Origin of the sequence: Modestobacter sp. VKM Ac-2979 (genome assembly GCF_026967995.1) — a bacterium.
GTDB lineage: Bacteria > Actinomycetota > Actinomycetes > Mycobacteriales > Geodermatophilaceae > Modestobacter.
The window spans coordinates 656132-680965 of record NZ_JAPVBO010000002.1; the positions used below are offsets into that span (position 1 = coordinate 656132).

Annotated in this window: 25 protein-coding genes; 13 read left to right on the forward strand and 12 right to left on the reverse strand. The window is 73.8% G+C overall.

Features of this window, described 5'->3' with window-relative positions:
- Positions 1-144: 144 nt before the first annotated feature.
- Positions 145-288 (forward strand): GPGG-motif small membrane protein, encoded by a 144-nt coding sequence (locus O2W15_RS07745; protein WP_164700081.1) that lies wholly within the window; start codon positions 145-147, stop codon positions 286-288.
- 46 nt (positions 289-334) lie between these two features.
- On the opposite strand, the gene O2W15_RS07750 is transcribed toward O2W15_RS07745, so the two are convergent.
- The 3 genes from O2W15_RS07750 to O2W15_RS07760 are packed head-to-tail and all read right to left on the reverse strand — an operon-like array spanning position 335 to position 3167.
- The gene (locus tag O2W15_RS07750) at positions 335-1360 is read right to left on the reverse strand and encodes an NAD(P)-dependent alcohol dehydrogenase (RefSeq protein WP_269178993.1); all 1026 of its coding nucleotides are present in this window, start codon (positions 1358-1360) and stop codon (positions 335-337) included.
- Positions 1357-2124: an iron-sulfur cluster assembly protein gene (locus O2W15_RS07755; protein ID WP_269178994.1), complete on the reverse strand. Its 768-nt coding sequence runs from the start codon at positions 2122-2124 to the stop codon at positions 1357-1359. Before O2W15_RS07755 ends, O2W15_RS07750 begins: the two co-directional genes overlap by 4 nt.
- Positions 2124-3167, reverse strand: a complete 1044-nt coding sequence (locus O2W15_RS07760) for an amidohydrolase family protein (RefSeq protein ID WP_269162739.1) — start codon at positions 3165-3167, stop codon at positions 2124-2126. Before O2W15_RS07760 ends, O2W15_RS07755 begins: the two co-directional genes overlap by 1 nt.
- Positions 3168-3379: 212 nt before the next feature.
- Here O2W15_RS07760 and O2W15_RS07765 point away from each other — a divergent pair, with 212 nt between their 5' ends.
- Positions 3380-4855 (forward strand): helix-turn-helix domain-containing protein, encoded by a 1476-nt coding sequence (locus tag O2W15_RS07765; protein ID WP_269178995.1) that lies wholly within the window; start codon positions 3380-3382, stop codon positions 4853-4855.
- Between the two features lie 15 nt (positions 4856-4870).
- On the opposite strand, the gene O2W15_RS07770 is transcribed toward O2W15_RS07765, so the two are convergent.
- The 3 genes from O2W15_RS07770 to O2W15_RS07780 form a co-directional block, all read right to left on the reverse strand.
- The gene (locus O2W15_RS07770; protein WP_269178996.1) at positions 4871-5692 is read right to left on the reverse strand and encodes an ATP-binding cassette domain-containing protein; all 822 of its coding nucleotides are present in this window, start codon (positions 5690-5692) and stop codon (positions 4871-4873) included.
- A complete protein-coding gene (locus O2W15_RS07775) occupies positions 5689-6789 on the reverse strand; it encodes an ABC transporter permease (protein ID WP_269178997.1) in 1101 nt (366 codons plus the stop codon). Before O2W15_RS07775 ends, O2W15_RS07770 begins: the two co-directional genes overlap by 4 nt.
- A 73-nt stretch (positions 6790-6862) precedes the next feature.
- Positions 6863-7480, reverse strand: coding sequence for a hypothetical protein (locus O2W15_RS07780; protein WP_269162743.1), 618 nt, complete (start codon positions 7478-7480; stop codon positions 6863-6865).
- A 76-nt stretch (positions 7481-7556) separates the two neighbouring features.
- On the opposite strand from O2W15_RS07780, the gene O2W15_RS07785 reads away from it, so the two are divergent.
- A complete protein-coding gene (locus O2W15_RS07785) occupies positions 7557-8846 on the forward strand; it encodes an adenylosuccinate synthase (protein ID WP_269162744.1) in 1290 nt (429 codons plus the stop codon).
- Between the two features lie 257 nt (positions 8847-9103).
- Here the strand turns inward: O2W15_RS07785 and O2W15_RS07790 are convergent, their stop codons facing one another.
- Together O2W15_RS07790 and O2W15_RS07795 are read right to left on the reverse strand one after the other, a co-directional pair.
- Entirely contained in the window at positions 9104-9271 is a 168-nt protein-coding gene (locus O2W15_RS07790; RefSeq protein ID WP_269162745.1) for a hypothetical protein, read from the reverse strand.
- Between the two features lie 71 nt (positions 9272-9342).
- A complete protein-coding gene (locus tag O2W15_RS07795) occupies positions 9343-10389 on the reverse strand; it encodes a glycerophosphodiester phosphodiesterase family protein (RefSeq protein ID WP_269178998.1) in 1047 nt (348 codons plus the stop codon).
- 179 nt (positions 10390-10568) lie between these two features.
- Here O2W15_RS07795 and rsgA point away from each other — a divergent pair, with 179 nt between their 5' ends.
- Both rsgA and purD read left to right on the forward strand, forming a co-directional pair.
- A complete protein-coding gene (gene rsgA / locus O2W15_RS07800; RefSeq protein ID WP_269178999.1) occupies positions 10569-11507 on the forward strand; it encodes a ribosome small subunit-dependent GTPase A in 939 nt (312 codons plus the stop codon).
- A gap of 57 nt (positions 11508-11564) precedes the next feature.
- Positions 11565-12821 carry a phosphoribosylamine--glycine ligase gene (gene purD, locus O2W15_RS07805; protein ID WP_269179000.1) on the forward strand — a complete coding sequence of 419 codons (1257 nt, stop codon included), beginning with the start codon at positions 11565-11567 and terminating at the stop codon, positions 12819-12821.
- Positions 12822-12873: 52 nt separating this feature from the next.
- Here purD and O2W15_RS07810 read toward each other — a convergent pair whose 3' ends face one another.
- Positions 12874-14322 carry an AI-2E family transporter gene (locus tag O2W15_RS07810; RefSeq protein ID WP_269179001.1) on the reverse strand — a complete coding sequence of 483 codons (1449 nt, stop codon included), beginning with the start codon at positions 14320-14322 and terminating at the stop codon, positions 12874-12876.
- A 92-nt stretch (positions 14323-14414) separates the two neighbouring features.
- Here O2W15_RS07810 and purB point away from each other — a divergent pair, with 92 nt between their 5' ends.
- Positions 14415-15722: an adenylosuccinate lyase gene (gene purB / locus O2W15_RS07815; RefSeq protein WP_269179002.1), complete on the forward strand. Its 1308-nt coding sequence runs from the start codon at positions 14415-14417 to the stop codon at positions 15720-15722.
- Positions 15719-16597: a phosphoribosylaminoimidazolesuccinocarboxamide synthase gene (locus tag O2W15_RS07820; RefSeq protein ID WP_269179003.1), complete on the forward strand. Its 879-nt coding sequence runs from the start codon at positions 15719-15721 to the stop codon at positions 16595-16597. Before purB ends, O2W15_RS07820 begins: the two co-directional genes overlap by 4 nt.
- A gap of 45 nt (positions 16598-16642) precedes the next feature.
- On the opposite strand, the gene O2W15_RS07825 is transcribed toward O2W15_RS07820, so the two are convergent.
- Positions 16643-17308 (reverse strand): PilZ domain-containing protein, encoded by a 666-nt coding sequence (locus O2W15_RS07825; RefSeq protein WP_269162752.1) that lies wholly within the window; start codon positions 17306-17308, stop codon positions 16643-16645.
- A gap of 189 nt (positions 17309-17497) precedes the next feature.
- Between O2W15_RS07825 and purS the strand changes: the two genes are divergently transcribed.
- From purS to O2W15_RS07845, 4 genes are read left to right on the forward strand one after another with little or no spacing between them, the layout of a single operon-like run.
- Entirely contained in the window at positions 17498-17746 is a 249-nt protein-coding gene (gene purS, locus O2W15_RS07830; RefSeq protein WP_036336369.1) for a phosphoribosylformylglycinamidine synthase subunit PurS, read from the forward strand.
- A 10-nt stretch (positions 17747-17756) separates the two neighbouring features.
- Positions 17757-18428 carry a phosphoribosylformylglycinamidine synthase subunit PurQ gene (gene purQ / locus O2W15_RS07835; protein ID WP_269179004.1) on the forward strand — a complete coding sequence of 224 codons (672 nt, stop codon included), beginning with the start codon at positions 17757-17759 and terminating at the stop codon, positions 18426-18428.
- A complete protein-coding gene (purL, locus tag O2W15_RS07840; protein ID WP_269179005.1) occupies positions 18425-20746 on the forward strand; it encodes a phosphoribosylformylglycinamidine synthase subunit PurL in 2322 nt (773 codons plus the stop codon). Before purQ ends, purL begins: the two co-directional genes overlap by 4 nt.
- Before the next feature lie 2 nt (positions 20747-20748).
- On the forward strand, positions 20749-21132 hold the full coding sequence (locus tag O2W15_RS07845) for a sterol carrier family protein (protein WP_269162755.1): 384 nt from the start codon (positions 20749-20751) through the stop codon (positions 21130-21132).
- A 172-nt stretch (positions 21133-21304) separates the two neighbouring features.
- Here O2W15_RS07845 and O2W15_RS07850 read toward each other — a convergent pair whose 3' ends face one another.
- Both O2W15_RS07850 and O2W15_RS07855 read right to left on the reverse strand, forming a co-directional pair.
- Entirely contained in the window at positions 21305-21427 is a 123-nt protein-coding gene (locus O2W15_RS07850; protein WP_268237702.1) for an MFS transporter small subunit, read from the reverse strand.
- Positions 21424-22839 (reverse strand): OFA family MFS transporter, encoded by a 1416-nt coding sequence (locus O2W15_RS07855; protein ID WP_269162756.1) that lies wholly within the window; start codon positions 22837-22839, stop codon positions 21424-21426. The genes O2W15_RS07850 and O2W15_RS07855 overlap by 4 nt, the downstream gene beginning before the upstream one ends.
- A 235-nt stretch (positions 22840-23074) precedes the next feature.
- Here O2W15_RS07855 and O2W15_RS07860 point away from each other — a divergent pair, with 235 nt between their 5' ends.
- Together O2W15_RS07860 and O2W15_RS07865 are read left to right on the forward strand one after the other, a co-directional pair.
- Complete coding sequence (locus O2W15_RS07860) at positions 23075-24175, forward strand: S-(hydroxymethyl)mycothiol dehydrogenase (protein WP_269179006.1); 1101 nt, start codon at positions 23075-23077, stop codon at positions 24173-24175.
- The gene (locus O2W15_RS07865) at positions 24172-24780 is read left to right on the forward strand and encodes an MBL fold metallo-hydrolase (RefSeq protein WP_269179007.1); all 609 of its coding nucleotides are present in this window, start codon (positions 24172-24174) and stop codon (positions 24778-24780) included. Before O2W15_RS07860 ends, O2W15_RS07865 begins: the two co-directional genes overlap by 4 nt.
- The last annotated feature ends 54 nt before the right edge of the window (positions 24781-24834 follow it).

Below are 24834 nucleotides of genomic sequence, written 5' to 3' on the forward strand. Positions count from 1 at the left end.
CGACTGCTCAGTCGGCGCGGCCAGTGGCAGGCCGCCCCGGCCGAGATACGGATCATGATCGTCCTGATGCCGAGACTCGGCGGTCTCGTTAGCGTCAAGATCCAGTCGGCGCCACGGGGTGCCGCCTAGAGAAGGAGGCACGCCATGGTCACCCTGCTCTGGATCCTCGCCGTCGTCCTGGTCGTCGCGGGGATCGTCGCGGTCGTCCGCAAGCAGATCGTGTGGGGGGTCGTGTTGATCGTGCTCGGGCTGCTGGTCGGCCCGGGAGGCGTCAGCATCTTCAACTGAGCTGCCCCTGGTGGAGCCGAGAACCACTCGGCCCCACCAGGGGGCGTCAGGGCACCAGGATCGCGCGACCGCGGACCCGGCCGGCGTCGAGGTCGTCGATCGCCGACTGGAAGTCCGCCAGCGCGTACTTCGCGGTGTGCAGCGTGACCTTCTGCTGCGCCGCCAGCGCCATCAGGTCGACCAGGTCGTTGTAGCTCCCGACCAGGTTGCCCAGCACGTTGATCTCCGCGGACACCAGGTCGATCGTCGGGACGTCGACGTTCTCCCCGTACCCGACCACCAGGTAGTCCCCGGCCCTCCGGGTCATCGCCAGGCCCTCCTTCGTCGAGCCGCCCTCGCCGACGAAGTCGATGACCACCTCGGCGCCGTGTCCACCGGTGAGCTCCCGCACCTGCTCGACCTGGCTGCCGTCGGCGACGATCCCCCGGTCGGCACCGATCGACTCGGCCAGCTTCACCGCCTCGGGGTTGCGGTCGACCACGATCAGCTCGGCCGGCGAGAGCGCCTTGAGCACCTGGATGCCGATGTGCCCGAGCCCGCCGGCGCCGATCATCACGCACCGGAACCCCGGCCGCAGCCGGCGGGCCGCCTTGGCCACCGCGTGGTAGGCGGTGAGCCCGGCGTCCGCCAGGGCCGCGACGTCCGCGGGCTCCAGCGAGTCGTCGATCCGCACCACGCTGCGGGCCGTGGTCTTCAGGTACTCGGCGTACCCGCCGTCGCTGTCGATGCCGGGGAACTGCGAGTTCTCGCAGTGCACGTCGTCCCCGGACCGGCAGGCGCGGCACAGTCCGCAGGTGACCAGCGGGTGCAGGATCACCTTGTCGCCCTCGGCGACGTGGCTGACGGCGCTGCCCACGGCCGCCACCCAGCCGGCGTTCTCGTGCCCGATCGTGTACGGCAGCGTGACCTGAACCTTCTCCGCCCACTGGCCTTCCAGGATGTGCAGGTCGGTGCGGCAGACCCCGGCGCCGCCGATCTTCACGACGACGTCGTGCGGGCCGGTGACCTCCGGCTGCGGGACGTCGTCCAGCCGGAGCGGCTCGTGGTACCCGGTGACGCGGACGGCTCTCATGACAGGACCTCCAGGGGGAGCAGTGAACGGGAGTCGGCGTCCGGCCGGGGCGACTGGTCGGCCTCGGCGCCGGGGTAGCGGGTGGCGAGCAGGCCGCGGCAGAAGTGCGCATTGCCGTCGACGGAGATCCGCACCGACCGGGCCCGGCGCAGGAACAGGGCGGCCTCGCCGGGGGACGGGCGGGTGCCGTCGGCGGCGACCAGCACCGCGGCGTCCGGGTCGGTCGGCAGGCCGAGCGTGGCCCGCCGGCGCAGCAGCGCACCGGTGGCCGGCTCGTCGGCCGGCAGGTCGCCGAGCGTGGTGCGCTGCAGGTCGACCTCGGTGAGCGACCGGTCGGCGCGGAGCAGGGCGGTGAGCGCGCGCTCCATCGCCGCGGTGTGCCCCTTGCGGACGAAGACCGCCCGCAGCTCGTCCAGCGACTCCTCGGCCTCGTGCCCGAAGGTGCCCCGGTACCCGGCCCCGGCGGCGAGGCCGCGGTTGATCAGGTCGGAGTCGTGGTGGTCGTCGAGCTCCACCACCACCCGCTCGACCCTGGGGACGGCGGAGACCGCGTCGTGGGCGTCGGAGCACATCAGCCAGGCGAAGTTCGGCGCGCAGAACGACGTGGGCAGCCGCAGGTGCACCGCCACCGTCGGCCCCTGGACGGCCACCGACCGGACGAAACCCAGGTCGGTGATCGGCTCGTCGAGCTCGGGGTCGACGACGGTGCCCAGCGCAGCGCGGACCTGCGCCTCCGTCACCGGTGTCAGCAGGGTCGCCGTCATCAGGACATCGCCAGGTCCGCGGCGCCGGGCTCGCGGGGCCCGGTGGCCGGCTCGTCGGCGTCGGGCAGCCGCAGGTGCTCGGGCACCGGGATGTCGTAGAGCTTCGCGGCGTTGAGCCCGAGCACCTTCTTCTTCACCTCGGTGGTCAGCGGTGCGTACTCGGCCAGGTCCTCGGGGATCTGGAAGTCCACGAACCGCTCGACCAGCCACGTCGGCGTCCAGAGCGCGTAGTCGCTGGAGAAGAGGATCCGGTCCTCCCCGAGCCAGTAGACGAGCTCGCCGATGATCTGGGCGAAGTACCGGGGCCGGGTGTGGATGAACGGGAGTGCCACCGCCAGGCCGGCGTGCACGTTGGGCTCCTGGGTGGCGATCCAGCAGAAGTCCTCCAGCCGGGGCAGGCCGCAGTGCTCGACGATGAACTGCAGGTCGGTGAAGTCGGTCGCCACGTGGTCGACGTCGGCGACGTCGAAGGCGTCCCGGTCCAGCGGGCGGATCGTCGGGCCCTTGTGGACGTGGATGTTGGTGATCCCGAGCTCCCGGCAGAGCTCGAGGTACCGGTAGGCCATCGGGTCGGTGAGCTTCCAGCCGCGGGACTCCCCGTGCCAGTCGGCGGTGTAGAGCTTCACGCCCTTGAGCCCGAAGCGCTCGGCGTCCGCCCGCAGCTGGTCCAGCCCGTTCTCGCCGTCCCGGGGGTCCCACCAGTGGTTGTAGGTGAGCTTGTCCGGGTGCTGCTGGGTGAGCGCGAACGCCTCCTCGGTCTGCCCGAACCCCCGGTGGTAGAACTCGCCGAGCCGGGCCGGCTGAAAGATGGCGTGGTCGACCATGCCGCCGGCGAAGACGTCGCGCATCAGCCGCTCGCCGCCCTGGTAGAGGTACTCCTCGTAGGGCCAGACCTCGGACTCCGGGCTGAGGTTGCGGTGGTAGTCGTAGAAGCAGTCGATGAACTGCTCGCCGTGCACGTTCCGCTGGTTCTCCGGCCGTGCGTCCCAGAGGGCGATGTGCGCGTCGACCACGAAGTAGTCGACGCCGTCCTTGCTGTACATGGGGTCCTCCTCGACTCCCTCCCGCCCGCGTCGTTGCGGGCCGGAGCACCTCGGGATCGACGGTAGGTGTGGCGTGGACCACAATGAGGGGGTCTGCTGTCTCACTTTGAGACACCTCGGGCCCGGGTCCCCGCCGGCCACAGCCGCGCCCGAGGCCCGTCGCCCGGCCGACACCTGCGGGTCCGCCCGCCAGCGTCCCGAGGAGGGTCGCCGTGTCACCTCCGCCTCCGGGCCGGGCTGTCCGGCCGGCCGGTGCCGCCGGGCTCGACCGGCCGAGCAGCCCGGCCCGGGTCCGTGCCTCCTGGCAGCGCAGCGAGCGCTACGGGGTCACCCCGGAGGAGGTGGTGCCGGTCTACGTCGACGGGGTGCCGACCGACTCGCTGTTCTACGAGTGCGGTGCGGAGGTGGTCCGTGGGCTGCACGGCACGCTGGCCGGCGAGCCGGTCGGCTTCATGCTCACCGATCCGCAGGGCCTCGTGCTGGCCCGCTGGTGCGACGACGAGACGATCAACCGCTCCCTGGACCGGGTGCACCTGGCGCCCGGCTTCTACTTCGGCGAGCAGACCGCCGGCACCAACGGTCTGGGCCTGGCCCTCGCCGACCGGGTGCCGACCCTGGTCCACGGCCCCGAGCACTACGTCGCACCGTTGCGCCGCTACACCTGTGCCGCCGTGCCGGTGCTGGACCCGCGCACCGGTGGGCTGGTGGGCAGCATCAACCTCACCACCTGGTCCGATGCCTCCTCGGAGCTGTTGCTGGCGCTGGCCCAGGCCGCCGCGGGGAACACCGCGGCGCTGATGCAGGTGCGGGCCGGTGGCCAGCTGCTCCGTGCGACGCCGCGCGGGGAGGTGTTCCACGTGCTGACCGGCCGGCTGGTCGACGGCGTCGCCGACGACCCCTGCGTGTCCCCGGCCTGGCAGGCGGCCGTGGGCGCGGTCCGCGACGCGATCACCGGCGGCCGGCTGGTCGCCGTGGTCGGCGAGCCGGGTGCCGGGCGGACGACGGCGGCCTCGCTGGCCCGCCGCGCCACCGGCCTGCGGGAACGGGTGCTGGTCGCCCGGCCACCCGAGCCGGTCGAGGTCGGCGAGTGGCTCACCCTGTGGACGCCGGAGCTGCACGCGCCGGACACCTGCGTCGTGGTCGCCGAGGCCGACACCCTCCCGGTCTGGGCGGCCGAGCAGCTGGCCGCGGAGGTGGCCGCCGTCCCGATCACCGCGGGGGCGCCGGGCCCCCTGGTGCTCACCGGCTCCTCCTTCACCGCCCTCCCCGGCCCGCTGGCCGCACTGGTGGAGGCGGTCGCCGAGGTCCCCGCCCTGCGCGACCGGCCCGCCGACGTCGAGCCGCTGGCCCGGGCCTTCGCCCGGCAGCTCCGGCACCGCGACGTCGAGTTCACCGCGCGTGCGCTGCGGGCACTGGCCGCGCACGCCTGGCCGGGCAACGTGCGGGAGCTGCGGGCGGCGGTGCGCGCGGCCGCCGCCCGGACCGACCTCGTCGACGTCGCGCACCTGCCGCCCGGGGTGCTGTCCGACGGCAGCCGGACGCTCGGCCGGCTGGAGCAGCTGGAGCGGGACGAGATCGTGCGCTGCCTGAGCCGCCCCGGGACGACGGTGGTGCACGCCGCCACCGAACTGGGCCTGTCCCGGGCCACCCTCTACCGGAAGATCGCCCAGTACCGGATCACCGTGTAGCCCGCGGGCGCCCGCTCAGCGGTCGCGCCGGGCGGCCCGCAGCGAGTCGCCCAGCCGGGAGAGCTCGTCCCCGCCGGCGACCAGCCGGGTCAGGTCGTGCACGTCGACGTCCTCCCGGGTCAGGTCACCGGCCACCCGCCCACCGCCGAGCAGCAGGAAGCGGTCGCCGACCAGGTGCGCGTGCTGCGGGCTGTGGGTCACGAACAGCACGGCGAGCCCCGCCTCGCGGGCGGCCACCACCGACTCCAGCACCAGCGCCCGCTGGGCCACCGTCATCGGTGCGGTCGGCTCGTCGATGACCAGCGCCCGGGCACCGAAGTGCAGGGCGCGGGCGATCGCCAGGCTCTGCCGCTCCCCGGCCTTCAGCGCGCTGGCGGCCTGACCGGGGTCGAGCCCCGGGACGCCCACCCGGGCCATCGCCCGGGTGGTGATCTCCTCGGCCCGCCCGACGTCCAGCCGCCGGAACGGCCACAACCCGCGGGTCGGTTCGGCGCCGAGGAAGAAGTTGCGCCAGACCGACATCAGCGGCGCGATCGCCAGGTCCTGCCAGACCGTGGCGATCCCGACGGCGCGAGCCTGCTGCGGCGACCGGAAGCGCTCCGGCCGGCCGTCGACCAGCAGCTCGCCCTCGACCGGCTGCTGCAGGCCGGAGAGGACGGCGACCAGCGTCGACTTGCCCGAGCCGTTCTCCCCGAGCACGCAGACCACCTCGCCGGCCCGCAGGGCCAGCGACACCCGGGACAACGCCGGCACGCTGCCGAAGCGGACCGTCACCCCGCGCAGCTCCAGGACCGGCGCCGGGGAACCGTGCGCGGACAGGTGGGCGGCCGTGCTCATGAGCGGGGCACCGAGCGGAGCCGGCGGCGGACCACGCCGTTGACCAGCAGGGCCACCAGCAGCAGCATCCCGAGGAAGGCCTGGAACCAGCGCGGGTCCCAGTCGGCCAGCGAGATGCCCTCCCGGGCCACGGCGTACAGCAGCGCCCCCAGCGCGGCGCCCACGGTGGAGCCGTACCCGCCGGTGAGCAGGCAGCCGCCGATCACCGCGACCACGATGAACTCGATCTCCTCGCCCAGGGCCGGGTCGACCTGCACGCCGCCGAGCCGGACCAGGGTCAGGGTGCCGATCAGCCAGCCGGCCGCGGCGGTGCCCAGGAACAGCAGGACCGTCGTGCGCGCGACCGGCACGCCCAGCTCCCGGGCCGCCCGGCTGGCGCCGCCGCTGGCGAAGACGGCGTTGCCGAAGCGGGTGCGCCACAGCAGCCAGGTGGTCAGGGCGGTGGCCAGCAGCCACCAGAGCAGCGAGATGCGGAACCGTCCGTCACCCAGCTGCGCGGTGGCCCCGAACACCGCCAGGGCCGACTCCCAGCCCGGTGCGTCCGCCAGCCCGGTGATCCGCGAGGACCCCGCGATCGCGGCCGCCCCGGCGAGCGAGGTGCCCTGGAGCACGAGGAACGTCGCCAGCGTCACCAGGAAGCTGGGCAGCCCCGTGGTGACCACGAGCAGCCCGTTGGCCGCCCCGACCAGCAGGGCGGCGAGCAGCGACACCAGCAGGGCCGGCCAGATGCCGAGGCCGAGCTGGGTCACCAGCAGCGCGGTGACCAGGCTGCTGCCCACCGCGACGACCGCGATGGACAGGTCGAACTGGCCGGCGACCAACAGCAGCGCGACCGCCACGCCGCCGATGCCCAGCGGGGCGGCGACGTCGAGCACGGTGGCCAGACCGCCGGAGCTGATCAGCCCCGGTGCCTGCAGCCCGAAGAAGACGGCGAGCACCAGCACCCCGACCAGCGCGCCGATGCCCGGGCGGGCGAGCAACCGGTCCAGCACCCGGCGCCCGGCCGAGCGGGGGGCGGCGGGCGCCGCGGGGCCGAAGCCGGGTGGGCGCTCGGTGCTCACCGGCGACGCGGCCGAGAAGGGGTGGAGGGGTGGCACGGGACAGCGGGACCTCTCGAGCGTGGCGGAGTCCCCAGTGTCCACGATGTCGGACGCACCGAGCGCCCTCCGCCTAGGGGCGCAGCCGCCAGCGCACCCGGTCGTCGGCGTACCAGGTCCACTTCAGCACCTGGCGGTCGAACGGGACGCCGTCCCGGCTGACCTGCGCGGGGTCGGAGGCGAGCTGCAGCGCCCGGCCGACGGCCCGGCGCACCGGGCGCAGCGGCAGCGTCACCACCGTCACGCCGATCCGGTCCACCGCCGTCCAGTCCGGTCGGACGTCGATCCGGGTGATCGAGCCGTCGGCCACCCGGGTGTCGTCGCAGTACGCCCGGGCGCCGAACCGGCGGGCGAGGACACGGCGCGACGCGCCGTGCGCGGTCACCAGGCCGGTGTGCAGCAGCACCCCGCCGTGGTCGTCCCGGACCAGCGGCAGCTCACGCTCCGCCCCGGTGCCGACGCCCAGGGAACGGGCCAGCCCGGTGGACGCCGGGTCGTCCGCGGGTTCCCAGCTCACCGGCACCGCGGGCAGCCGCTCGGTCTTCCACAACCGGGTCAGGACGGCGGACAGCGCCGGCACCGGGCCCAGCACGTGCACCGCCTCGGCGCCGTCCACCACCGAGGCGACGTGCCGGCGCGACGGCGGCTGGACCGCCGCCAGGCCGCGCAGGTCGAGCTGAGTCGCGGGCATGCCGATACCCTGCCACCTGGCCAGCCGGGAACCGCCGGTGTCTTGGGCAGACGCGACGAACGAGGAGAACCCCCCGATGCCGGCAGTCGTGCTGATCGGCGCCCAGTGGGGCGACGAGGGCAAGGGCAAGGCCACCGACCTGCTGGGCGGCCGCGTCCCGTACGTCGTGCGCTACCAGGGCGGCAACAACGCCGGCCACACCGTGATCACCCCGGACGGCGAGAAGTACGCGCTGCACCTGATCCCCAGCGGCATCCTGACCCCGGGCTGCACGCCGGTCATCGGCAACGGCGTGGTCATCGACCCCGAGGTGCTGATCGGCGAGCTCGCCGGCCTCGAGGAGCGCGGCGTCGACACCTCGCGCCTGGTGATCTCCTCCGACGCGCACCTGATCATGCCGCACCACCGCGCCCTGGACCGGGTCACCGAGCGCTTCCTCGGCCAGCGCAAGATCGGCACCACCGGCCGCGGCATCGGCCCGGCCTACGGCGACAAGGTCGCCCGCACCGGCATCCGGGTGCAGGACCTGCTGGACCTGTCGATCCTGCGGCAGAAGCTCGAGGGCACGCTGCAGGAGAAGAACCAGGTCCTGGTCAAGGTCTACAACCGCAAGGCCATCGACGTCGACGAGGTGGTCGAGGAGTACGCCGGGTACGCCGAGGCGCTCAAGCACCGGATCGTCGACACCCGGCTGCTGCTGGGCAAGGCCCTCGACGCAGGTGAGTGGGTGCTCCTGGAGGGCTCACAGGGCACCCTGCTGGACGTCGACCACGGCACCTATCCGTTCGTGACGTCGTCCAACCCGACCGCGGGTGGGGCGGCCGTCGGCGCCGGCGTCGGCCCGACCCGGATCGAGCGGGTCGTCGGCATCCTCAAGGCGTACACGACCCGCGTGGGCTCCGGCCCCTTCCCGACCGAACTGCACGACCAGTGGGGCGAGTACCTGCGCAAGCACGGCGGCGAGGTCGGCGTGACCACCGGCCGCGACCGGCGGTGCGGCTGGTTCGACGCCGTGGTCGCCCGCTACGCCAGCCGGGTCAACGGCATCACCGACTACTTCCTCACCAAGCTCGACGTCCTCTCCGGGCTGGAGACGGTGCCGATCTGCGTCGCCTACGACGTCGACGGTGTGCGGCACGACGAGATGCCGATGACGCAGACCGACTTCCACCACGCGAAGCCGATCTACGAGGAGATGCCCGGCTGGTTCGAGGACATCACCGCCTGTCGCCGCTTCGAGGACCTGCCGGCCAACGCGCAGGCCTACGTGCGCCGGCTCGAGGAGCTCTCCGGCGCCCGGGTCAGCGTCATCGGCGTCGGCCCCGGGCGGGACGAGAACGTCGTCCTGCACGACCTGATCGACTAGATCGCGACCCTCCGGGCCGCAACGCGGCCAGGAGCCGTGCCCGGCTCCTGGTGAGCCGCTTCGTGGGGCGACGGCAGGGAGCCTCCGGCCCCCGTGCCGTCGTTCCACAGTCGCCTGGCGGCGACACCGGGGTCGCGTTCCGGCGTCGGCTCACCCGAGCCGTTCCCGACTGGAGCAGAGCCGATCGGGGGTCGGGTCACGACACGGGGCGCCCGAGCCGTCGTCGGCCTGACCCGGTGCCCGCTCGTGGTCTGGTGTCAGGCGGGCTCGGGGACGCTGCCGGGGTCGCCGCCGGGGTCGTCCGGGGTCGACTCGATCGGCGGGGGCGGCAGCGTGTCCGGGGTGTCCGGCAGGAGCTCGCCTGCGTCGTCGGGCACCGGCTGGTCCGGGTCGAGGGGGGAGTCCGGCTCCGGGATCGACGTCATGAGCCGAGTCAACCAGCGCATGATCGCCTCCGCCATCGACCAGGTCCGGTCCGCCCGGCCGGCGGGGGCGGTCAGACCCGGGGGCGCACCGGGGCCATGGCGGCGGCGGAGAGCTCCGCGCGGGCCCGGTGGGCGGTCTCCGGCGCGTCGGTGATCACGCTGTCGACGCCCAGGGCGAAGAGCAGCCGGGCCTCGGTCTGGGCGTCGCCCAGCCCGCGGGGGTCGCCGCCGCGGCGCAGGTGGCTGGGGAGGAACACGTTCTCCGGCCGCAGCGTCCACGGCTCGACCGTGAGTCCTGCCCGGTGCGCCTGGGTGATCAGGTCCGAGACGCCGACCAGCCCGCCGTCGGCGCCGTGCAGCAGGATCCGGCCCTTGTGCGGCGCGATCCCGTCGGCGTAGGTGGAGACCTCGCGCAGGCCCGAGGGGGTGACGAGGGCGTCCTGGCGGCCCTCCTCCTCGATCAGCTGCACCAGCCGGGGGCCGTCGCTGCCGAGGTCGGCCCGCAGCTCGCGGAGCGCCGCCTGCTCGAAGGCCATGACGACGACGGAGCCGTCGGACCGGGTGGCGTCCAGCCGGCGCAGCTCCGCGGCGACCAGCTCGGTCATCGGCAGCCCCTGCGCGGCGAACCAGGCCGGGCACTTCAGCTCCGCCTGCACCCGCACCTGGCGGCCGGGTGTGGAGCGGCGACGGGCCACCTCCACGACCTCGGCCAGGGTCAGGATGCCGAACCGGCCGTCGTAGGCGGTGTTCATCGGCCGCATCCCGGGCAGCCGCTCGACGGCGCGCAGGGTGCGCAGCTCGGCGAGGGTGAAGTCCTCGCTGAACCAGCCGGTCAGTTCCTCGCCGTCCACCTCCTGGGTGCGGCGGCGGTCGGCGAACTCGGGGTGCCGGGCCACGTCGGTCGACCGGGAGAGCTCGTTCTCGTGGCGGGCCACGAGCTGGCCGTCCCGGGTCACCACGACGTCGGGCTCGATCAGGTCGGCGCCCAGGTCGATCGCCAGCTCGTAGCTGGCCACGGTGTGCTCGGGTCGGTAGCTGGGGGCACCGCGGTGCCCGATGATGCGCGGTGAGCGCTCCAGACGGGGCGAGTGAACGGCCTTCAGGCCGGTCTCCTGCATGGCTCCAGGGAAACTCAGTTCGCTGTCCGGGGTCTGAACGCGCGCCGACGTCATGAGGACAAATCGGGGGACAACGCGCTCACCTGGAGACGAGCATGACCCTTGTGAGGGATGTCTCATCAGGGTCAGGCGCAGGAGAGCACGTCACGGGGCTCCCCGACGGCGGGGAGGCGGCCCGGGTGGCGCGGGTCGACCGCGGCCGGCTCACCGTGCTCACCGCCGAGGGGGAGCGCCGGGTCAGCTGTGCCGGCGCGGTGCACGCGGGGACCGCGCCGGCGGTCGGGGACTGGGTGGTGCTGCGTGGGGAGCAGGCGGTGCAGGTGCTGCCGCGGCGCACCGCCTTCGTGCGCACGGCGGCCGGCCGCGCGTCCGCTGCGCAGGTGGTCGCGGCGAACGTCGACGTCGTCCTCGTGGTCGACGCCCTGGGGGCCGAGGCGAGGCTGCGGCGGATCGAGCGGTACCTCGCCGTCGCCTGGGCCAGCGGGGCGACGCCGGTCGTCGTCCTCACCAAGGCCGACCTGTGCGCCGACGTGCCGGCCGCGGTGGCGCAGGTCGCCGAGGACGCCGTCGGCGTCGACGTCCTGCCGGTCAGCGCGGTCACCGGCAGTGGGCTCGCCGCCGTGCGGGGGCTCGTCCCGGCCGGGTGCACCGCGGCGATGGTCGGCCCCTCCGGCGTCGGCAAGTCCAGCCTGCTCAACGCGCTGGCCGGCCAGCCGGTGGCGGAGGTCGCCGGGATCCGCGGCGACGGGCGCGGCCGGCACACCACCACGGCGCGGGAGCTGCACCCGCTCCCCGGTGGGGGGCTGCTGATCGACACCCCCGGCATGCGCGAGCTGGCGCTGGCCGACGGGGAGGGGCTGACGGCGACCTACGCCGACGTGGCCGACTGGGCGGCCGGGTGCCGCTTCCGGGACTGCGCGCACCGCACCGAGCCCGGCTGCGCGGTGGCGGCCGCGATCGACCGCGGCGACCTGGACCCCGCGCGGTTCGTCGCCTGGCGCAAGCTCCAGGCCGAGGCGCACCGGCAGGAGCTGCGCGCCGACGCCCGGGCCCGCGCGGCCGAGTCGGCCCGGCTGCGGGCGCTGCACCGGCAGCTGCGCGCCCGGCCCGGGCGGTGACCTCCGCACCGGAACGGCCGTTGTGGTGCCTCCAGCGCCGGTGGGTAGGTTCGCCCGGTGCGCGTCCTCGTGATCGGTTCCGGTGCCCGGGAGCACGCCCTGTGCGTGGCTCTGCAGTCCGACCCCGCCGTCACGGCGCTGGCGTGCGCACCAGGGAACGCCGGCACCGTCACCCTGGCCCAGGCCTTCCCGCTCGACGCCGCTGACCCGGTGGCGGTCAGCGCCCTCGCCGTCGAGTGGCAGGCCGACCTGGTCGTGGTCGGCCCGGAGGTGCCGCTGGTCGCCGGCGCCGCCGACGCGGTGCGCGAGGCCGGGATCGCCTGCTTCGGCCCGTCGGCCCAGGCCGCGCAGATCGAGGGCTCCAAGGCCTTCGCCAAGCACGTGATGACCGCCGCCGGGGTGCCGACGGCGCAGTTCTGGGCCGTCGGTGGCACGGCCGAGCTGGAGACCGCGCTGGACGAGGCGGGCGCCCCCTACGTGGTCAAGGACGACGGGCTGGCGGCCGGCAAGGGCGTGCTGGTCACCACCGACCGCGCGGCGGCCGTCGCGCACGGGCGGGCCGTGCTGGACGCCGGGCACTCGGTGGTCATCGAGGAGTTCCTCGACGGCCCGGAGGTGTCGCTGTTCGCGTTGTCCGACGGCACGACGGTGGTGCCGCTGCTGCCCGCCCAGGACCACAAGCGCCGGGACGACGGCGACGGCGGGCCCAACACCGGCGGGATGGGCGCCTACGCCCCGCTGCCCTGGGCGCCCGAGGGCCTGGTGGAGCAGGTCCGCACCACCGTCCTGCAGCCCACGATCGACGAGATGGCCCGCCGCGGGGAGCCGTTCAGCGGTCTGCTCTACGCCGGGCTGGCACTCACCTCGCGCGGTGTGCGGGTGGTGGAGTTCAACGCCCGGTTCGGCGACCCGGAGACCCAGGTCGTGCTGCCGCTGCTGGAGACCCCGCTGGCCGGGCTGCTGTACGCCGCGGCCACCGGCACGCTGGCCGAGCAGCCGCCGCTGCGCTGGCGGGACGGGGCGGCGGTCACCGTCGTCGTCGCCGCCTCGGGCTACCCCGAGCGGCCGCGCCTCGGCGACCCGGTCACCGGCGCCGACGGCGAGGGGGTGCTGCACGCCGGCACGGCACTGGGCGCCGACGGCCTGGTGCACTCGGCCGGGGGCCGGGTGCTCGCGGTCACCGCGGTCGGTGACGACCTGGCCGCGGCACGGCAGACCGTCTACGCGCGGCTCGCCGCCGTCCGGCTGGCCGGCGCCCACTGGCGCACCGACATCGCCCTGGCCGCCGTCGAGGGCCGCATCACCGCCCCCTGACGGCCCGGCCGTCCCTCGCTGGACCGGCTCGACCCCTGCTGAGCGGGCGGCGTCAGCGGGCGGTGACCGGTCGGCGGGCGCGGCGGGTGTCGGGTCGGGGTGGTCGTGGCCCCTCGTTCCGCCGGGACAGGTAGGTGCCCGCCACGTTGCCGCAGGCGATCACCGGGACGGCGATGAGCGCGCCGAAGACCCCGCCGATCAGCAGCCCCGCGGCGATGCCGAGGACGACGGCCAGCGGGTGCACCGAGACCGCGCGGCCCAGCAGCAGCGGCTGCAGCACGTGGCTCTCCAGCTGCATGATCAGCACGATGATCCCCAGGGCGATCAGCGCCCGGACCGGTCCGACGGCGACCAGGGTGACCAGCACCGAGACCGTGCCGGCCAGGAACGACCCGATGATCGGGATGAACGCGCCGAGGAAGACCAGCGCGGCCAGCGGCACGACCAGCGGGGTCCCGAGGAAGACCAGGCCGATGCCGATGAAGACGGCGTCGAAGGCGGCGACCCCCACGGTGGCCCGCACGTAGGAGATCAGCGTGCGCCAGGACCGGCGGGCCGCCTCGTCCAGATAGGCCTGCGAGTTCGCCGGGGTCAGCCCGACCACCCACAGCCAGATCTGCCGTCCGTCCAGCAGGAAGAAGAACAGGGTGAACAGGGTCAGCAGGGCGCCGGTGAGCACCTCGCCGACGGTCGCGGCGGTGGTCAGCGCACCGGAGGTGAGCACGTCCTGGTTGTCCGCGATGGCCTGGTTGGCGCTCTCGACCGCGTCGGTGATCTGGCCGTCGGTGACCGGGAAGGTGCGGGTGACGTAGTCCTGGACCTGGGTGAGCCCCTCGTCGACCTGGGACACGAGGTCGGCGTAGCCGGCGGCGAACTCCTCGACCACGAGGGTGACGATCCCGGCGACCACGCCCACGCCGACGACGAGCATGGTGAGCGCGGCCAGCGATGTCGGCCAGCCGTTGCGCCGCAGGAAGACCGCGCCCGGCTGGAGCAGCGCGGCCAGCAGCAGCGCCACGATGACCGGCACGATGACGACGGCGACGTAGCCGGCGGCCCGCAGCAGCAGGTAGAGCGCGGCCACGACCGCCACCGTCCGCCAGGACCAGGCCGCGGCGACCCGCAGTCCGTAGGGGACGTCCCGCTCGACGGCCCGGGGAGCGGACTCCGGGGCCAGCAGGCTGCCCCGGCTGCGGTCCCGGCCGGGCGCCGGGGGTGGACCACCCGGTGCCGGGGGGCCGCTGACCCCGCCGGGGACGTCGACGTCCGGGGCGCCGGGGTGCGGGCTGCCGGGGGCGAGGGGAGCAGCGTCGCGGGCGGGGGCGCCGGCGGCGTGGTGGCCGTCACCGTGGTGCGGCTCCTCGACGTGGTCGACGACGGCGCGGCTGCCGTCCTCCAGGACCAGCACGGTGCCGTCGGGCCAGGCGTGCGGATCGTGTTCGGCCGCGGCCCGGATGCGCTCCCGGGCGCGGTCGACCAGGTGTCTGGCCCGCTGCAACATCGAGTCCTCCGAGCTGATGGGGGCCCGCTCGCAGCGGTGCGAGAGGATGGGGCCGTGGTGCGACGAGCTGACCGGTCCGAAGCGGTGCCCGCATGATCGACAGGTACACCCTGCCGGAGATGGGCCGGGTCTGGAGCGATCAGCACAAGTACGACCTGTGGTGTCGGGTCGAGACGCTGGTGCTGGAGGCGCACGGGGCCGCCGGGCGGGTGCCCGCCGACGTCGTCGAGCCGGTGCGCAACGCGCCGCCGCCCACCCCCGAGCGGGTCGCGGAGATCGAGGAGACGACACAGCACGACGTCATCGCCTTCCTCACCGCCTGGGCCGACAACACCGAGCCGCGCTCGGCCGCGGCCTACGTGCACCACGGCATGACCTCCTCGGACCTGCTGGACACCGCGCTCGCCGTCCAGCTCACCGACGCCACCGACGTGCTGCTGGCCAAGGCCGACCGGCTGGTGGTGGCGCTGCGCGACCACGGCCTGGCGCACCGGGACACGATCAAGGTGGGCCGCACGCACGGCGTGCACGCCGAGCCGGTCGTCTGGGGCCACCGGGTCGCCGACCTCGCCTTCGCCGTGGCCCGCTCCCGGGACCGGCTGCGCCGGGCCCGTGCGGCCGTCGGCGTGGTGGCCATCTCCGGCGCCGTCGGCACCTACTCCCTGATCGACCCCTCGGTCGAGGTCGCCGTGGCCGAGGCGCTGGACCTCCGCGCGGCCGACGCGTCCACCCAGGTGGTGCTGCGCGACGGGATCAGCGAGTGGGTGTCCGCGCTGGCCGTCATCGCCACGGTGTGCGAGGCGATCGCCCTGGAGGTGCGGCACGGCCAGCGCACCGAGGTGCGCGAGCTGTCCGAGGCGTTCGGCAAGGGCCAGAAGGGCTCCAGCGCCATGCCGCACAAGAAGAACCCGATCCGCTCCGAGCGGATCGCCGGGCTGGCCCGGGTCGTGCGCGCAGCGATCGTGCCGGTGATGGAGGGCATCCCGCTGTGGCACGAGCGGGACATCTCGCACTCCTCCACCGAGCGGGTGTTCCTCCCCGACGCGGCGATCACCACCGACTACCTGCTGGACCTGACCGCCGGCCTGGTGGAGAACCTGGTCGTCGACGCCGACCGGATGCGCGCCAACCTGGAGTCCACCGGCGGGCTGATCTACACCTCGTCCGTGCTGCTGGAGCTGGTCGAGGGCGGGATGAGCCGTGAGCAGTCCTACGCGCTGGTGCAGTCCGCGGCGATGCGCACCTGGTCCGACGGCACCCCGTTCCGGCAGACGCTGCGCGAGCGGGCGACCGAGGACGGCGTGACCCTCGACGAGGCCCGGCTGGACGAGATCTGCCGGCCGGAGCAGTACGTGGCGAACCTGGGCCCGCTGTTCGACCGGCTGGCCGGGCTGTCGTGAGCCTGCCCTTCGAGCTCGTCGCCCAGGGCAAGGTCCGCGAGGTCTACGCCGTCGACGACGACCGGCTGCTGCTGGTCGCCAGCGACCGGGTCTCCGCCTACGACCACGTGCTCCCCACCCCCGTCCCGGACAAGGGGCGGGTGCTCACCGCGCTGTCGGTGTGGTGGTTCGAGCAGCTGGCGCCGGTGCTGGCCGAGCACGGCGCGGAGCACCACCTGCTGGCCGCCGGCGACGACCTGCTCGCCTCCGGCGTCCCGGCCGAGCTGGCCGGCCGGTCGATGCTGGTCCGCCGGCTGGAGATGCTCCCGGTGGAGTGCGTGGCCCGCGGCTACCTGTCCGGGTCGGGCACGGTCGAGTACCAGCGAACGGGTGCGATCGTCGACGTCCCGCTCCCGGCCGGGCTGGTCGAGGGGTCTCGGCTGCCCGAGCCGGTGTTCACCCCCTCGACCAAGGCCGAGGCGGGCGAGCACGACGAGGCGATCGGGTTCGCCCAGGTGGTCGACGCCGTCGGTGCCGACCGGGCCGAGGCGCTGCGGTCGCTGACCCTGGCGCTCTACCGCCGCGGCGCGGAGATCGCCGAGCAGGCCGGGATCGTGCTGGCCGACACCAAGTTCGAGTTCGGCACGGCCGCTGACGGCCTCGTGCTGGCCGACGAGGTGCTGACCCCGGACTCGTCGCGCTTCTGGCCGGCGATGACCTGGTCGCCGGGCGCGCCGCAGCCCTCCTTCGACAAGCAGTACGTCCGGGACTGGCTGACCACCTCCGGCTGGGACCGGGGGTCCCCGCCGCCGGAGCTCCCGGAGGACGTCGTCGCCGCCACCCGGGACCGCTACGTCAGGGCCTACGAACAGCTCACCGGCCTGCCCTGGAACTGAGCCACCTGGGCCACCAAGATGGCCATCTTGGTGGCCCAGGGTGGCTCAGTAGATGGCGGTGATGCCGCGGGCGCGGGCGTTGCGCAGCGCAGTGAAGACGTGCGAGCGGATCAGGTCGGCGGCCGGGTCGGGCAGGTCGACGAAGCGCAGCGACCACTCGTGCAGGTTGTCCTGCCGAGGTCGGCGGCGGACCAGCGCCACCTCGGTGACGAGCTCGTCGGAGTAGAGGTCGAGCGAGAGGGCCAGCGACTGGTTCCGCGTCGGGAACGGGACGCCCACGCCCAGGTCGCCGTGCGGGCGGAAGACGGCCAGCAGCCCGCCCTCGCTGAGGTCGACGGTGCTCCCGACCAGGGTGGCGCGGTCCCAGGAGAGGGTCACCGACAGCCCGATGGGGGCGCGGACGGCGTCGCGGCGCTGGATCTTGCTGGCCGGGCCGGTGATCTTCACCTTCCACAGGCCGTCGTCGGTGACCGCGACCGCGTCGGCCGGGACGGACCGGAGCCCGTCGTCGGCCTGCCAGGACAGCTCGAGCATGTCCTGCTCGACGAAGCGGGTGGCCTCCCCGAGGGCGTTGCGCGGTGCGCTGAGGTAGAGGTACGTCTCGCCCTCCCGGCGGACCCGGGCGGTGAGCGCCTCGTCCTGCCCGAGGGGGAGGACGCTGAGCGCGGTGGCGGCGGCTGGGTGGTCCACGTTGGGCACTCCGGCGACCATCCCGTGCTCCTCCGTCCACCTCGCCGACCGCCCGGTGGCGACCGTGTCCGGGCCCATCATCGGCAGTCGGGGCCGGTTGTCCAGCACAACGGTGCAGGTCGGTGACCCGTTCGGATGAGCCCCGGTCGGAGGACACCCGCCGACCGGCGTGGTGTCGGCGCCCATCGCCGGGCCGGTACCCTCATCGGCGTGTCCCAGGTGGTCGTCGACGTCGTCCTGAAGCCAGAGATCTCCGATCCCCAGGGGCAGGCGGTGCTCGGCGCCCTCGGGCGCCTCGGCCACACCGGCGTGCGCAGCGTCCGCCAGGGCAAGCACTTCGTCCTCGAGGTCGACGGCGAGCCCGACGAGGCCGAGCTCCGGCAGATCGCCGAGACGCTGCTGGCCAACCCCGTCATCGAGGACGTCGAGCTGCACCTCCCCGCTCGTACCACCGACTGAGAGAGACCCAGTGCGCATCGGTGTCATCACCTTCCCGGGTTCCCTGGACGACGTCGACGCAGCGCGCGCAGTGCGCCTGGCCGGCGGCGAGCCGGTGGCGCTGTGGCACGCCGAGCACGACCTGAAGGACGTCGACGCGATCGTCCTGCCCGGCGGCTTCTCCTACGGCGACTACCTGCGGGCCGGCGCCATCGCCGCCCGGTCGCCGCTGATGGCCGACGTCGTGGCCGCGGCGCGCCAGGGCCTGCCGGTGCTGGGCATCTGCAACGGCTTCCAGGTTCTCTGCGAGGCGGGGCTGCTGCCCGGCGCGCTCACCCGCAACGGCCACCTGCACTTCCGCAACCGTGACCAGGGCCTGCTGGTCGAGCGGGCCGACACCGCGTGGACGTCGTCGTTCGAGCAGGGCCAGCGGATCACCGTCCCGGTGAAGAACGGCGAGGGCCGCTACGTGGCCGCACCGGCCGAGCTGGACCGGCTGGAGGGCGAGGGCCGGGTGGTGGTGCGCTATGTCGACGGCAACCCCAACGGCAGCTCCCGCGACATCGCCGGCGTCACCAGCGCCGACGGCCGGGTGGTCGGGCTGATGCCGCACCCGGAGCACGCGGTCGAGGCCCTCACCGGTCCGAGCACCGACGGCCTGGGCTTCTTCACCTCCGTGCTCACCGCGATGGTCGCCGCGTGAGCGCCACCGAGGGCCTCTCCGAGCTGGACACCGCCCCGGGCCGGACGAACCGGCTGGACACCGTGGCGCTGGCCACCGAGCAGCCCGACGACGCGCAGCCCTACGCCGAGCTGGGCCTCAAGGACGACGAGTACGCCCGGATCCGGGAGATCCTCGCGCGCCGGCCGACCACCGCCGAGCTGGCGATGTACTCGGTCATGTGGAGCGAGCACTGCTCCTACAAGTCCTCCAAGGTGCACCTGAGCCGCTTCGGCGACCTGCCGAAGAGCGACGCCCTGCTGGTCGGCATGGGCGAGAACGCCGGCGTGGTCGACGTCGGCGAAGGCTATGCGGTCACCTTCAAGGTCGAGTCGCACAACCACCCGAGCTACGTCGAGCCCTACCAGGGCGCGGCCACCGGGGTCGGCGGCATCGTCCGCGACATCCTCACCATGGGCGCCCGCCCGATCGCCGTCATGGACTCGCTGCGCTTCGGTCGCGCCGACGCCCCCGACACCGCCCGGGTGCTGCCCGGCGTGGTCGCCGGGGTTGGCGGCTACGGCAACTGCCTGGGCCTGCCCAACATCGGCGGCGAGCTGCTCTTCGACGACTGCTACGCCGGGAATCCGCTGGTCAACGCCCTGTGCGTCGGCGTGCTGCGGCACGAGGAGCTGCAGCTGGCCAAGGCCGAGGGCACGGGCAACAAGGTCGTGCTGTTCGGGGCCCGCACCGGCGGCGACGGCATCGGCGGGGTCTCGGTGCTGGCCAGCGAGACCTTCGACGCCGAGGGCCCGGCCAAGCGCCCCGCCGTCCAGGTCGGCGACCCGTTCACCGAGAAGCTGCTGATCGAGGCCTGCCTGGAGATCTTCGCCGCCGGCCTGGTCACCGGCATCCAGGACCTCGGCGGGGCCGGCATCTCCTGCGCCACCAGCGAGCTGGCTGCGGCCGGTTCCGGCGGCATGGCGATCGACCTGGACGCCGTCCCGCTGCGCGACTCCACGCTCACCCCCGCCGAGATCCTGATGAGCGAGTCGCAGGAGCGGATGTGCGCCATCGTCGAGCCGGGCAAGGTCGAGGCGTTCATGGCCGTCTGCGCCAAGTGGGACGTGCTGGCCACCGTCATCGGTGAGGTCACCGACGGCGACCGGCTGACCATCGACTGGCACGGCGAGCGGATCGTCGACGTCCCGCCGCGCACGGTCGCCCTGGAGGGCCCGCGCTACGAGCGTCCGATGTCCCGCCCGGCCGATCTGGACGCGCTGCAGGCCGACACCCCGCCGTCGTCCTCGGCCGACCTGCGGGCCGACTGGCTCGCGGTCGTGTCCAGCCCGGACGGCGCGGACAAGTCCTGGGTCACCGAGCAGTACGACCGCTACGTGCGGGGCAACACCGTGCTCGCCCAGCCCGAGGACGCCGGCGTCCTGCGGATCGACGAGTCCAGCAACCTGGGCATCGCGCTGTCGCTGGACGGCAACGCCCGCTACGCCCGGCTGGACCCCTACACCGGCGCCCAGCTGAACCTGGCCGAGGCCTACCGCAACGTCGCCGTCTCCGGGGCCAAGCCGCTGGCGGTCACCAACTGCCTGAACTTCGGCTCCCCGGAGAACCCCGAGGTGATGTGGCAGTTCGCCGAGGCCGTCCGGGGCCTGGCCGACGGCTGCCGCGAGCTCGGCCTGCCGGTCACCGGCGGCAACGTGAGCCTCTACAACCAGACCGGGGACGTCGCGATCAACCCCACCCCGGTGATCGGGGTGCTGGGTGTGCACGCCGACGTCACCCGCCGGGTGCCCACCGGCTGGCGGGCCGACGGCGAGTCCGTGCTGCTGCTGGGGGAGACCCGGCCGGAGTTCGGTGGCTCGGCCTGGGCCGCGGTCGTCCACGGCCACCTGGGCGGGCTGCCGCCCCGGCTCGACCTGGCCGCCGATCGGGCCCTGGGTGAGCTGCTGGTGTCCCTGTCGGCCGACGGACTGGTCAGCTCGGCGCACGACCTGGCCGACGGCGGGCTGGCGCAGGCGCTGACCGAGTCGGCGCTGCGGTACGGCACCGGCGCCCGGCTGAGCGTGACCGGCGACCCGACGGCGGCGCTGTTCGGCGAGTCGGTGGCCCGCGTCGTCGTCACCACCGCCGACCCCGCCGCGGTGCGCGCCGCCGCCGAGGCATCGGGTGTGCCGGTCACCGAGCTCGGGACGACGGGCGGCGACGCCCTGGTGCTGGACGGTCTGCTGGAGCTGCCGCTGGCCGAGCTGCGGGCGGCGTGGACGGCGACCCTGCCGGCGCTGTTCGGCAGCCCGGAGGTCGCGGTGGGCACCGTCCCGGCGGGCACCGTCCCGACGAGCTGACCGTGGCCGGCGTCGCGCCGATCTCGGCCGAGGACCTGCGGGCGGCGCTCGCCCCCACGGCCGGCTGGCTGGCCGGGGAGGCCGAGCAGCCGCCCCGCGCGGTGCTGGGGGCTGCGGTGAAGACCTCGGCCCGCTGGCTGGCCCAGCACGTGCCCGGGCGCTCGGTCGAGCTGCGGGTGCCGCCGTTCGTGGCGGTGCAGTGCGTGCCCGGGCCGCGGCACACCCGCGGCACCCCGCCCAACGTGGTCGAGACCGACGCCGCGACCTGGCTGCGGCTGGCGACCGGTGCCCTGTCCTGGGCAGAGGCGGTGGGGGAGGGGAGGGTCAGCGCCAGCGGCAACCGCGCCGACCTCTCCGAGCACCTCCCGCTGCCCCCGCTGCGCTGACCGCCCCTCCGGGCCACACCCCTCGCTGAGTTGATCATCGGCGAACGGCTGCCCGCCACGCCGGTGGGTGCCGCCATTCGCCGATGATCAACTGCGGGTGGGGGCGGCCCGAACAGCAGAGCGCCCCTCCTGCCGGTGGCAGGAGGGGCGCTGTGCTGCGTGGTGCGGTGGCTCAGCCGGTGAACAGGGTGCTGGCCGTGCGGATGGTCTGCACCAGCCCGTACACCAGCGGGAGGCCCACCAGGGCCCAGGCGAAGGCGACCAGGCCGGTCGGTGTGCTGCTCTGCTCGCTCATCGAGTGGTGCTCCGTTCGGGGTTGGCGCGGGCGGTGGCGGGGGTGGTGGCGTGCGGCTCGTGCCACTTCGCCGCGACCGGCTTGACCAGCAGGTTGGCGACGAAGCCGACGGCCAGCAGGCCGACCATGATGAACAGCGCCGGCCGGTAGTCGGCGGCGACGAGCTGACCCGGGGTGCCCTGGGCGTCCAGGACGCCGTTGACGATCAGCGGGCCGGCGATGCCGGCGGCGGCCCAGGCGGTCAGCAGGCGGCCGTGGATGGCGCCGACCTGGTAGGTGCCGAAGAGGTCACGCAGGTAGGCCGGGACGGTCGCGAAGCCACCGCCGTAGAAGCTGATGATGATCGCGGCGAGCGCGACGAACAGCCAGACGGCGCTGCTGCCGATGGTGGCCAGCAGGACGTACAGCACCAGGCCGACGCCGAGGTAGACCATGTAGATGCCCTTGCGGCCGATGTAGTCAGAGGTCGAGGACCACACGAACCGGCCGGCCATGTTGAACAGCGAGAGCAGCCCGACGAAGCCGCCGGCCGCAGCGGCGGCGACCGCGGAGGTCTCCCCGTTGCGGAAGAAGTCCTGGATCATCGGCGCGGCCTGCTCGAGGATGCCGATGCCGGCGGTCACGTTGCAGAACAGCACGGTCCACAGCAGCCAGAACTGCGGCGTCTTGATGGCGTTGCCGGCCGAGACGCTCTCGGTGGTGACCATCGCCCTCTGCTTGACCGTCGAGGGGTCGAAGCCGGCGGGCCGCCAGTCGTCGGCGGGGACGCGGACGATGAAGGCGCCGAACATCATGAAGACCAGGTAGACCAGGCCCAGGGTGACGAAGAGGCCGGCGACCGAGGCGCCGCTCGGGGTCGTGCCGGCGGTGCCGTCGTAGGACGGGTCGTACCAGTTCATCAGCTGGCGGGACAGCGGCGAGGCGATGAGCGCGCCACCACCGAAGCCCATGATCGCCATGCCGGTGGCCAGGCCCGGCCGGTCCGGGAACCACTTGATCAGCGTGGAGACCGGCGAGATGTAGCCGATGCCCAGGCCGATGCCGCCGATGACGCCGTAGCCCAGGTAGACCAGCCACAGCTGCTCGGTGGAGATGCCGAGGGCACCCACGAGGAAGCCGACCGACCAGAAGCACGCGGCGGTGAACATGGCGGCGCGGGGGCCGTTGCGGTCGACCCAGGTGCCGAAGACGGCGGCGGAGAGGCCGAGCATGACGATCGCGATCGAGAAGATGATGCCGATCGCGGTCAGGGTCGAGTCGAAGTGCGAGACGAGCGCGGCCTTGTAGACGCTGGTCGCATAGGCCTGGCCGATGCACAGGTGCACGGCGAGCGCGGCGGGCGGGATGAGCCACCGGTTGAAGCCCGGGCGAGCGATGATGCGCTCCCGGGCCAGGAAGCTGGGTACTGCCACGGAACGACCTCCGAGTACGGGAACGGCGCGGCCGGACGGACGCAACCCGACCGCGACCCGTGCACTCGTGTGACACAGATCGCGACCGCAGGGCACCGTACGACGATGTGACGATTTCGGCTGCATCGCGGCCCCCTGCCGGGTGAGGCGAGACCAATTCGTTGCACGCACAACCGTCGTTTCCATGGTGCGGGAGCGGGGCGCGGACCGGCGGCTCGTTCCCTAGGCTGGCGACATGCCGTACGAGGTCAAGGGCGTCGTCGCCCTGAGCAAGGGTGCTCCGGTCACCATCGAGACGATCATCGTCCCCGACCCGGGGCCGGGTGAGGCGGTGGTCGACGTCCAGGCGTGCGGGGTCTGCCACACCGACCTGCACTACCGGGAGGGCGGGATCAACGACGAGTTCCCGTTCTTGCTGGGCCACGAGGCGGCCGGCCTGGTCTCGGCGGTCGGCGAGGGCGTCACCAACGTGGCCGTCGGCGACTACGTGGTGCTGAACTGGCGCGCGGTGTGCGGGGAGTGCCGGGCCTGCGCCAAGGGCAAGCCCTGGTACTGCTTCAACACCCACAACGCCGCGCAGAAGATGACGCTGGCCGACGGCACCGAGCTCTCGCCAGCGTTGGGGATCGGCGCGTTCGCCGAGAAGACGCTGGTCCACTCCGGGCAGTGCACGAAGGTCGACCCGGCGGCGAAGCCGACCGCGGCCGGGCTGCTGGGCTGCGGCGTGATGGCCGGTGTGGGTGCGGCGATCAACACCGGCGGGGTGGGTCGCGGCGACTCGGTCGCCGTCTTCGGCTGCGGTGGCGTCGGTGACGCCGCGATCGCCGGCTCCCGGCTCGCCGGTGCGGGCACGATCATCGCCGTCGACCTCGACGACAAGAAGCTCGAGTGGGCCAAGGGCATGGGCGCCACCCACACCGTCAACTCCTCCCAGACCGACGCGGTCGAGGCCATCAAGGCGCTCACCGGCGGGTTCGGGGTCGACGTGGCGATCGACGCGGTCGGGCACCCGGCGGTCTACGAGCAGGCGTTCAACGCCCGCGACCTGGCCGGCACCGTCGTCCTGGTCGGCGTGCCGAACCCGACGATGACGATCGAGCTGCCGCTGATCGAGGTCTTCGGCCGCGGTGGCGCGCTCAAGTCCTCCTGGTACGGCGACTGCCTGCCCAGCCGGGACTTCCCGATGCTGATCGACCTGTACCTGCAGGGCCGGTTCGACCTGGACGCCTTCGTGAGCGAGACGATCGGGCTCTCCGACGTCGAGGCGGCCTTCGACAAGATGCACGCCGGTGAGGTGCTGCGCTCCGTGGTCGTGTTCGAGGGGGCCGGACAGTGAGGGCCCGGGTCGAGCAGGCCGTCGTCAGCGGGGTCTTCAGCCTCGACGGGCAGGACTTCGACGTCGACAACAACGTCTGGCTGGTCGGGGACGACGACGAGGTGCTCGTCATCGACGCGCCGCACGACGTCGCCCCCATCGTCGAGGCGATCGGCGGCCGCCGGGTGACCGCGATCGTGCTCACCCACGGGCACAACGACCACATCACCGCGGCGGTCGCCCTGCGTGAGGCCACCGGGGCGCCGATCTGGCTCAACCCCGCGGACCGGATGCTCTGGGACGTCGTCCACCCCGACACCGAGCCCGACCACGACCTGGTCGAGGGCACCCGGTTCGGCGTGGGCGACGTGCAGCTGCAGGCGCTGCACACCCCCGGGCACTCCCCGGGCAGCACCTGCCTGCACGCGCCTGACCTGCGCACCGTCTTCACCGGCGACACGTTGTTCTGCGGTGGTCCCGGTGCCACCGGGCGGTCGTTCAGCGACAAGCCGACGATCCTGCGGTCGATCACCGACCGGCTGATGACGCTGCACGGTGACACGGTGGTCAGGACCGGTCACGGCGACGACACCACGATCAACGCCGAGCTGGGCAACATCTCCTGACCGGTCCTCCGCCGTCCCCTCCCGAGTGAGCGGTCCCACCCGGGAGGGGACGGC

Bases quoted from the DNA above. Each gene is read 5' to 3' on its own strand.
- O2W15_RS07770 (WP_269178996.1), bottom strand. From the start codon at position 5,692: ATGAGCACGGCCGCCCACCTGTCCGCGCACGGTTCCCCGGCGCCGGTC.
- O2W15_RS07760 (WP_269162739.1), bottom strand. From the start codon at position 3,167: ATGTACAGCAAGGACGGCGTCGACTACTTCGTGGTCGACGCGCACATC.
- O2W15_RS07745 (WP_164700081.1), top strand. From the start codon at position 145: ATGGTCACCCTGCTCTGGATCCTCGCCGTCGTCCTGGTCGTCGCGGGG.
- O2W15_RS07860 (WP_269179006.1), top strand. From the start codon at position 23,075: ATGCCGTACGAGGTCAAGGGCGTCGTCGCCCTGAGCAAGGGTGCTCCG.
- O2W15_RS07810 (WP_269179001.1), bottom strand. From the start codon at position 14,322: ATGTTGCAGCGGGCCAGACACCTGGTCGACCGCGCCCGGGAGCGCATC.
- O2W15_RS07795 (WP_269178998.1), bottom strand. From the start codon at position 10,389: ATGCAGGAGACCGGCCTGAAGGCCGTTCACTCGCCCCGTCTGGAGCGC.
- O2W15_RS07825 (WP_269162752.1), bottom strand. From the start codon at position 17,308: ATGGTCGCCGGAGTGCCCAACGTGGACCACCCAGCCGCCGCCACCGCG.
- O2W15_RS07755 (WP_269178994.1), bottom strand. From the start codon at position 2,124: ATGACGGCGACCCTGCTGACACCGGTGACGGAGGCGCAGGTCCGCGCT.
- O2W15_RS07850 (WP_268237702.1), bottom strand. From the start codon at position 21,427: ATGAGCGAGCAGAGCAGCACACCGACCGGCCTGGTCGCCTTCGCCTGG.
- O2W15_RS07785 (WP_269162744.1), top strand. From the start codon at position 7,557: ATGCCGGCAGTCGTGCTGATCGGCGCCCAGTGGGGCGACGAGGGCAAG.
- O2W15_RS07790 (WP_269162745.1), bottom strand. From the start codon at position 9,271: ATGACGTCGATCCCGGAGCCGGACTCCCCCCTCGACCCGGACCAGCCG.
- O2W15_RS07780 (WP_269162743.1), bottom strand. From the start codon at position 7,480: ATGCCCGCGACTCAGCTCGACCTGCGCGGCCTGGCGGCGGTCCAGCCG.
- O2W15_RS07750 (WP_269178993.1), bottom strand. From the start codon at position 1,360: ATGAGAGCCGTCCGCGTCACCGGGTACCACGAGCCGCTCCGGCTGGAC.
- purB (WP_269179002.1), top strand. From the start codon at position 14,415: ATGATCGACAGGTACACCCTGCCGGAGATGGGCCGGGTCTGGAGCGAT.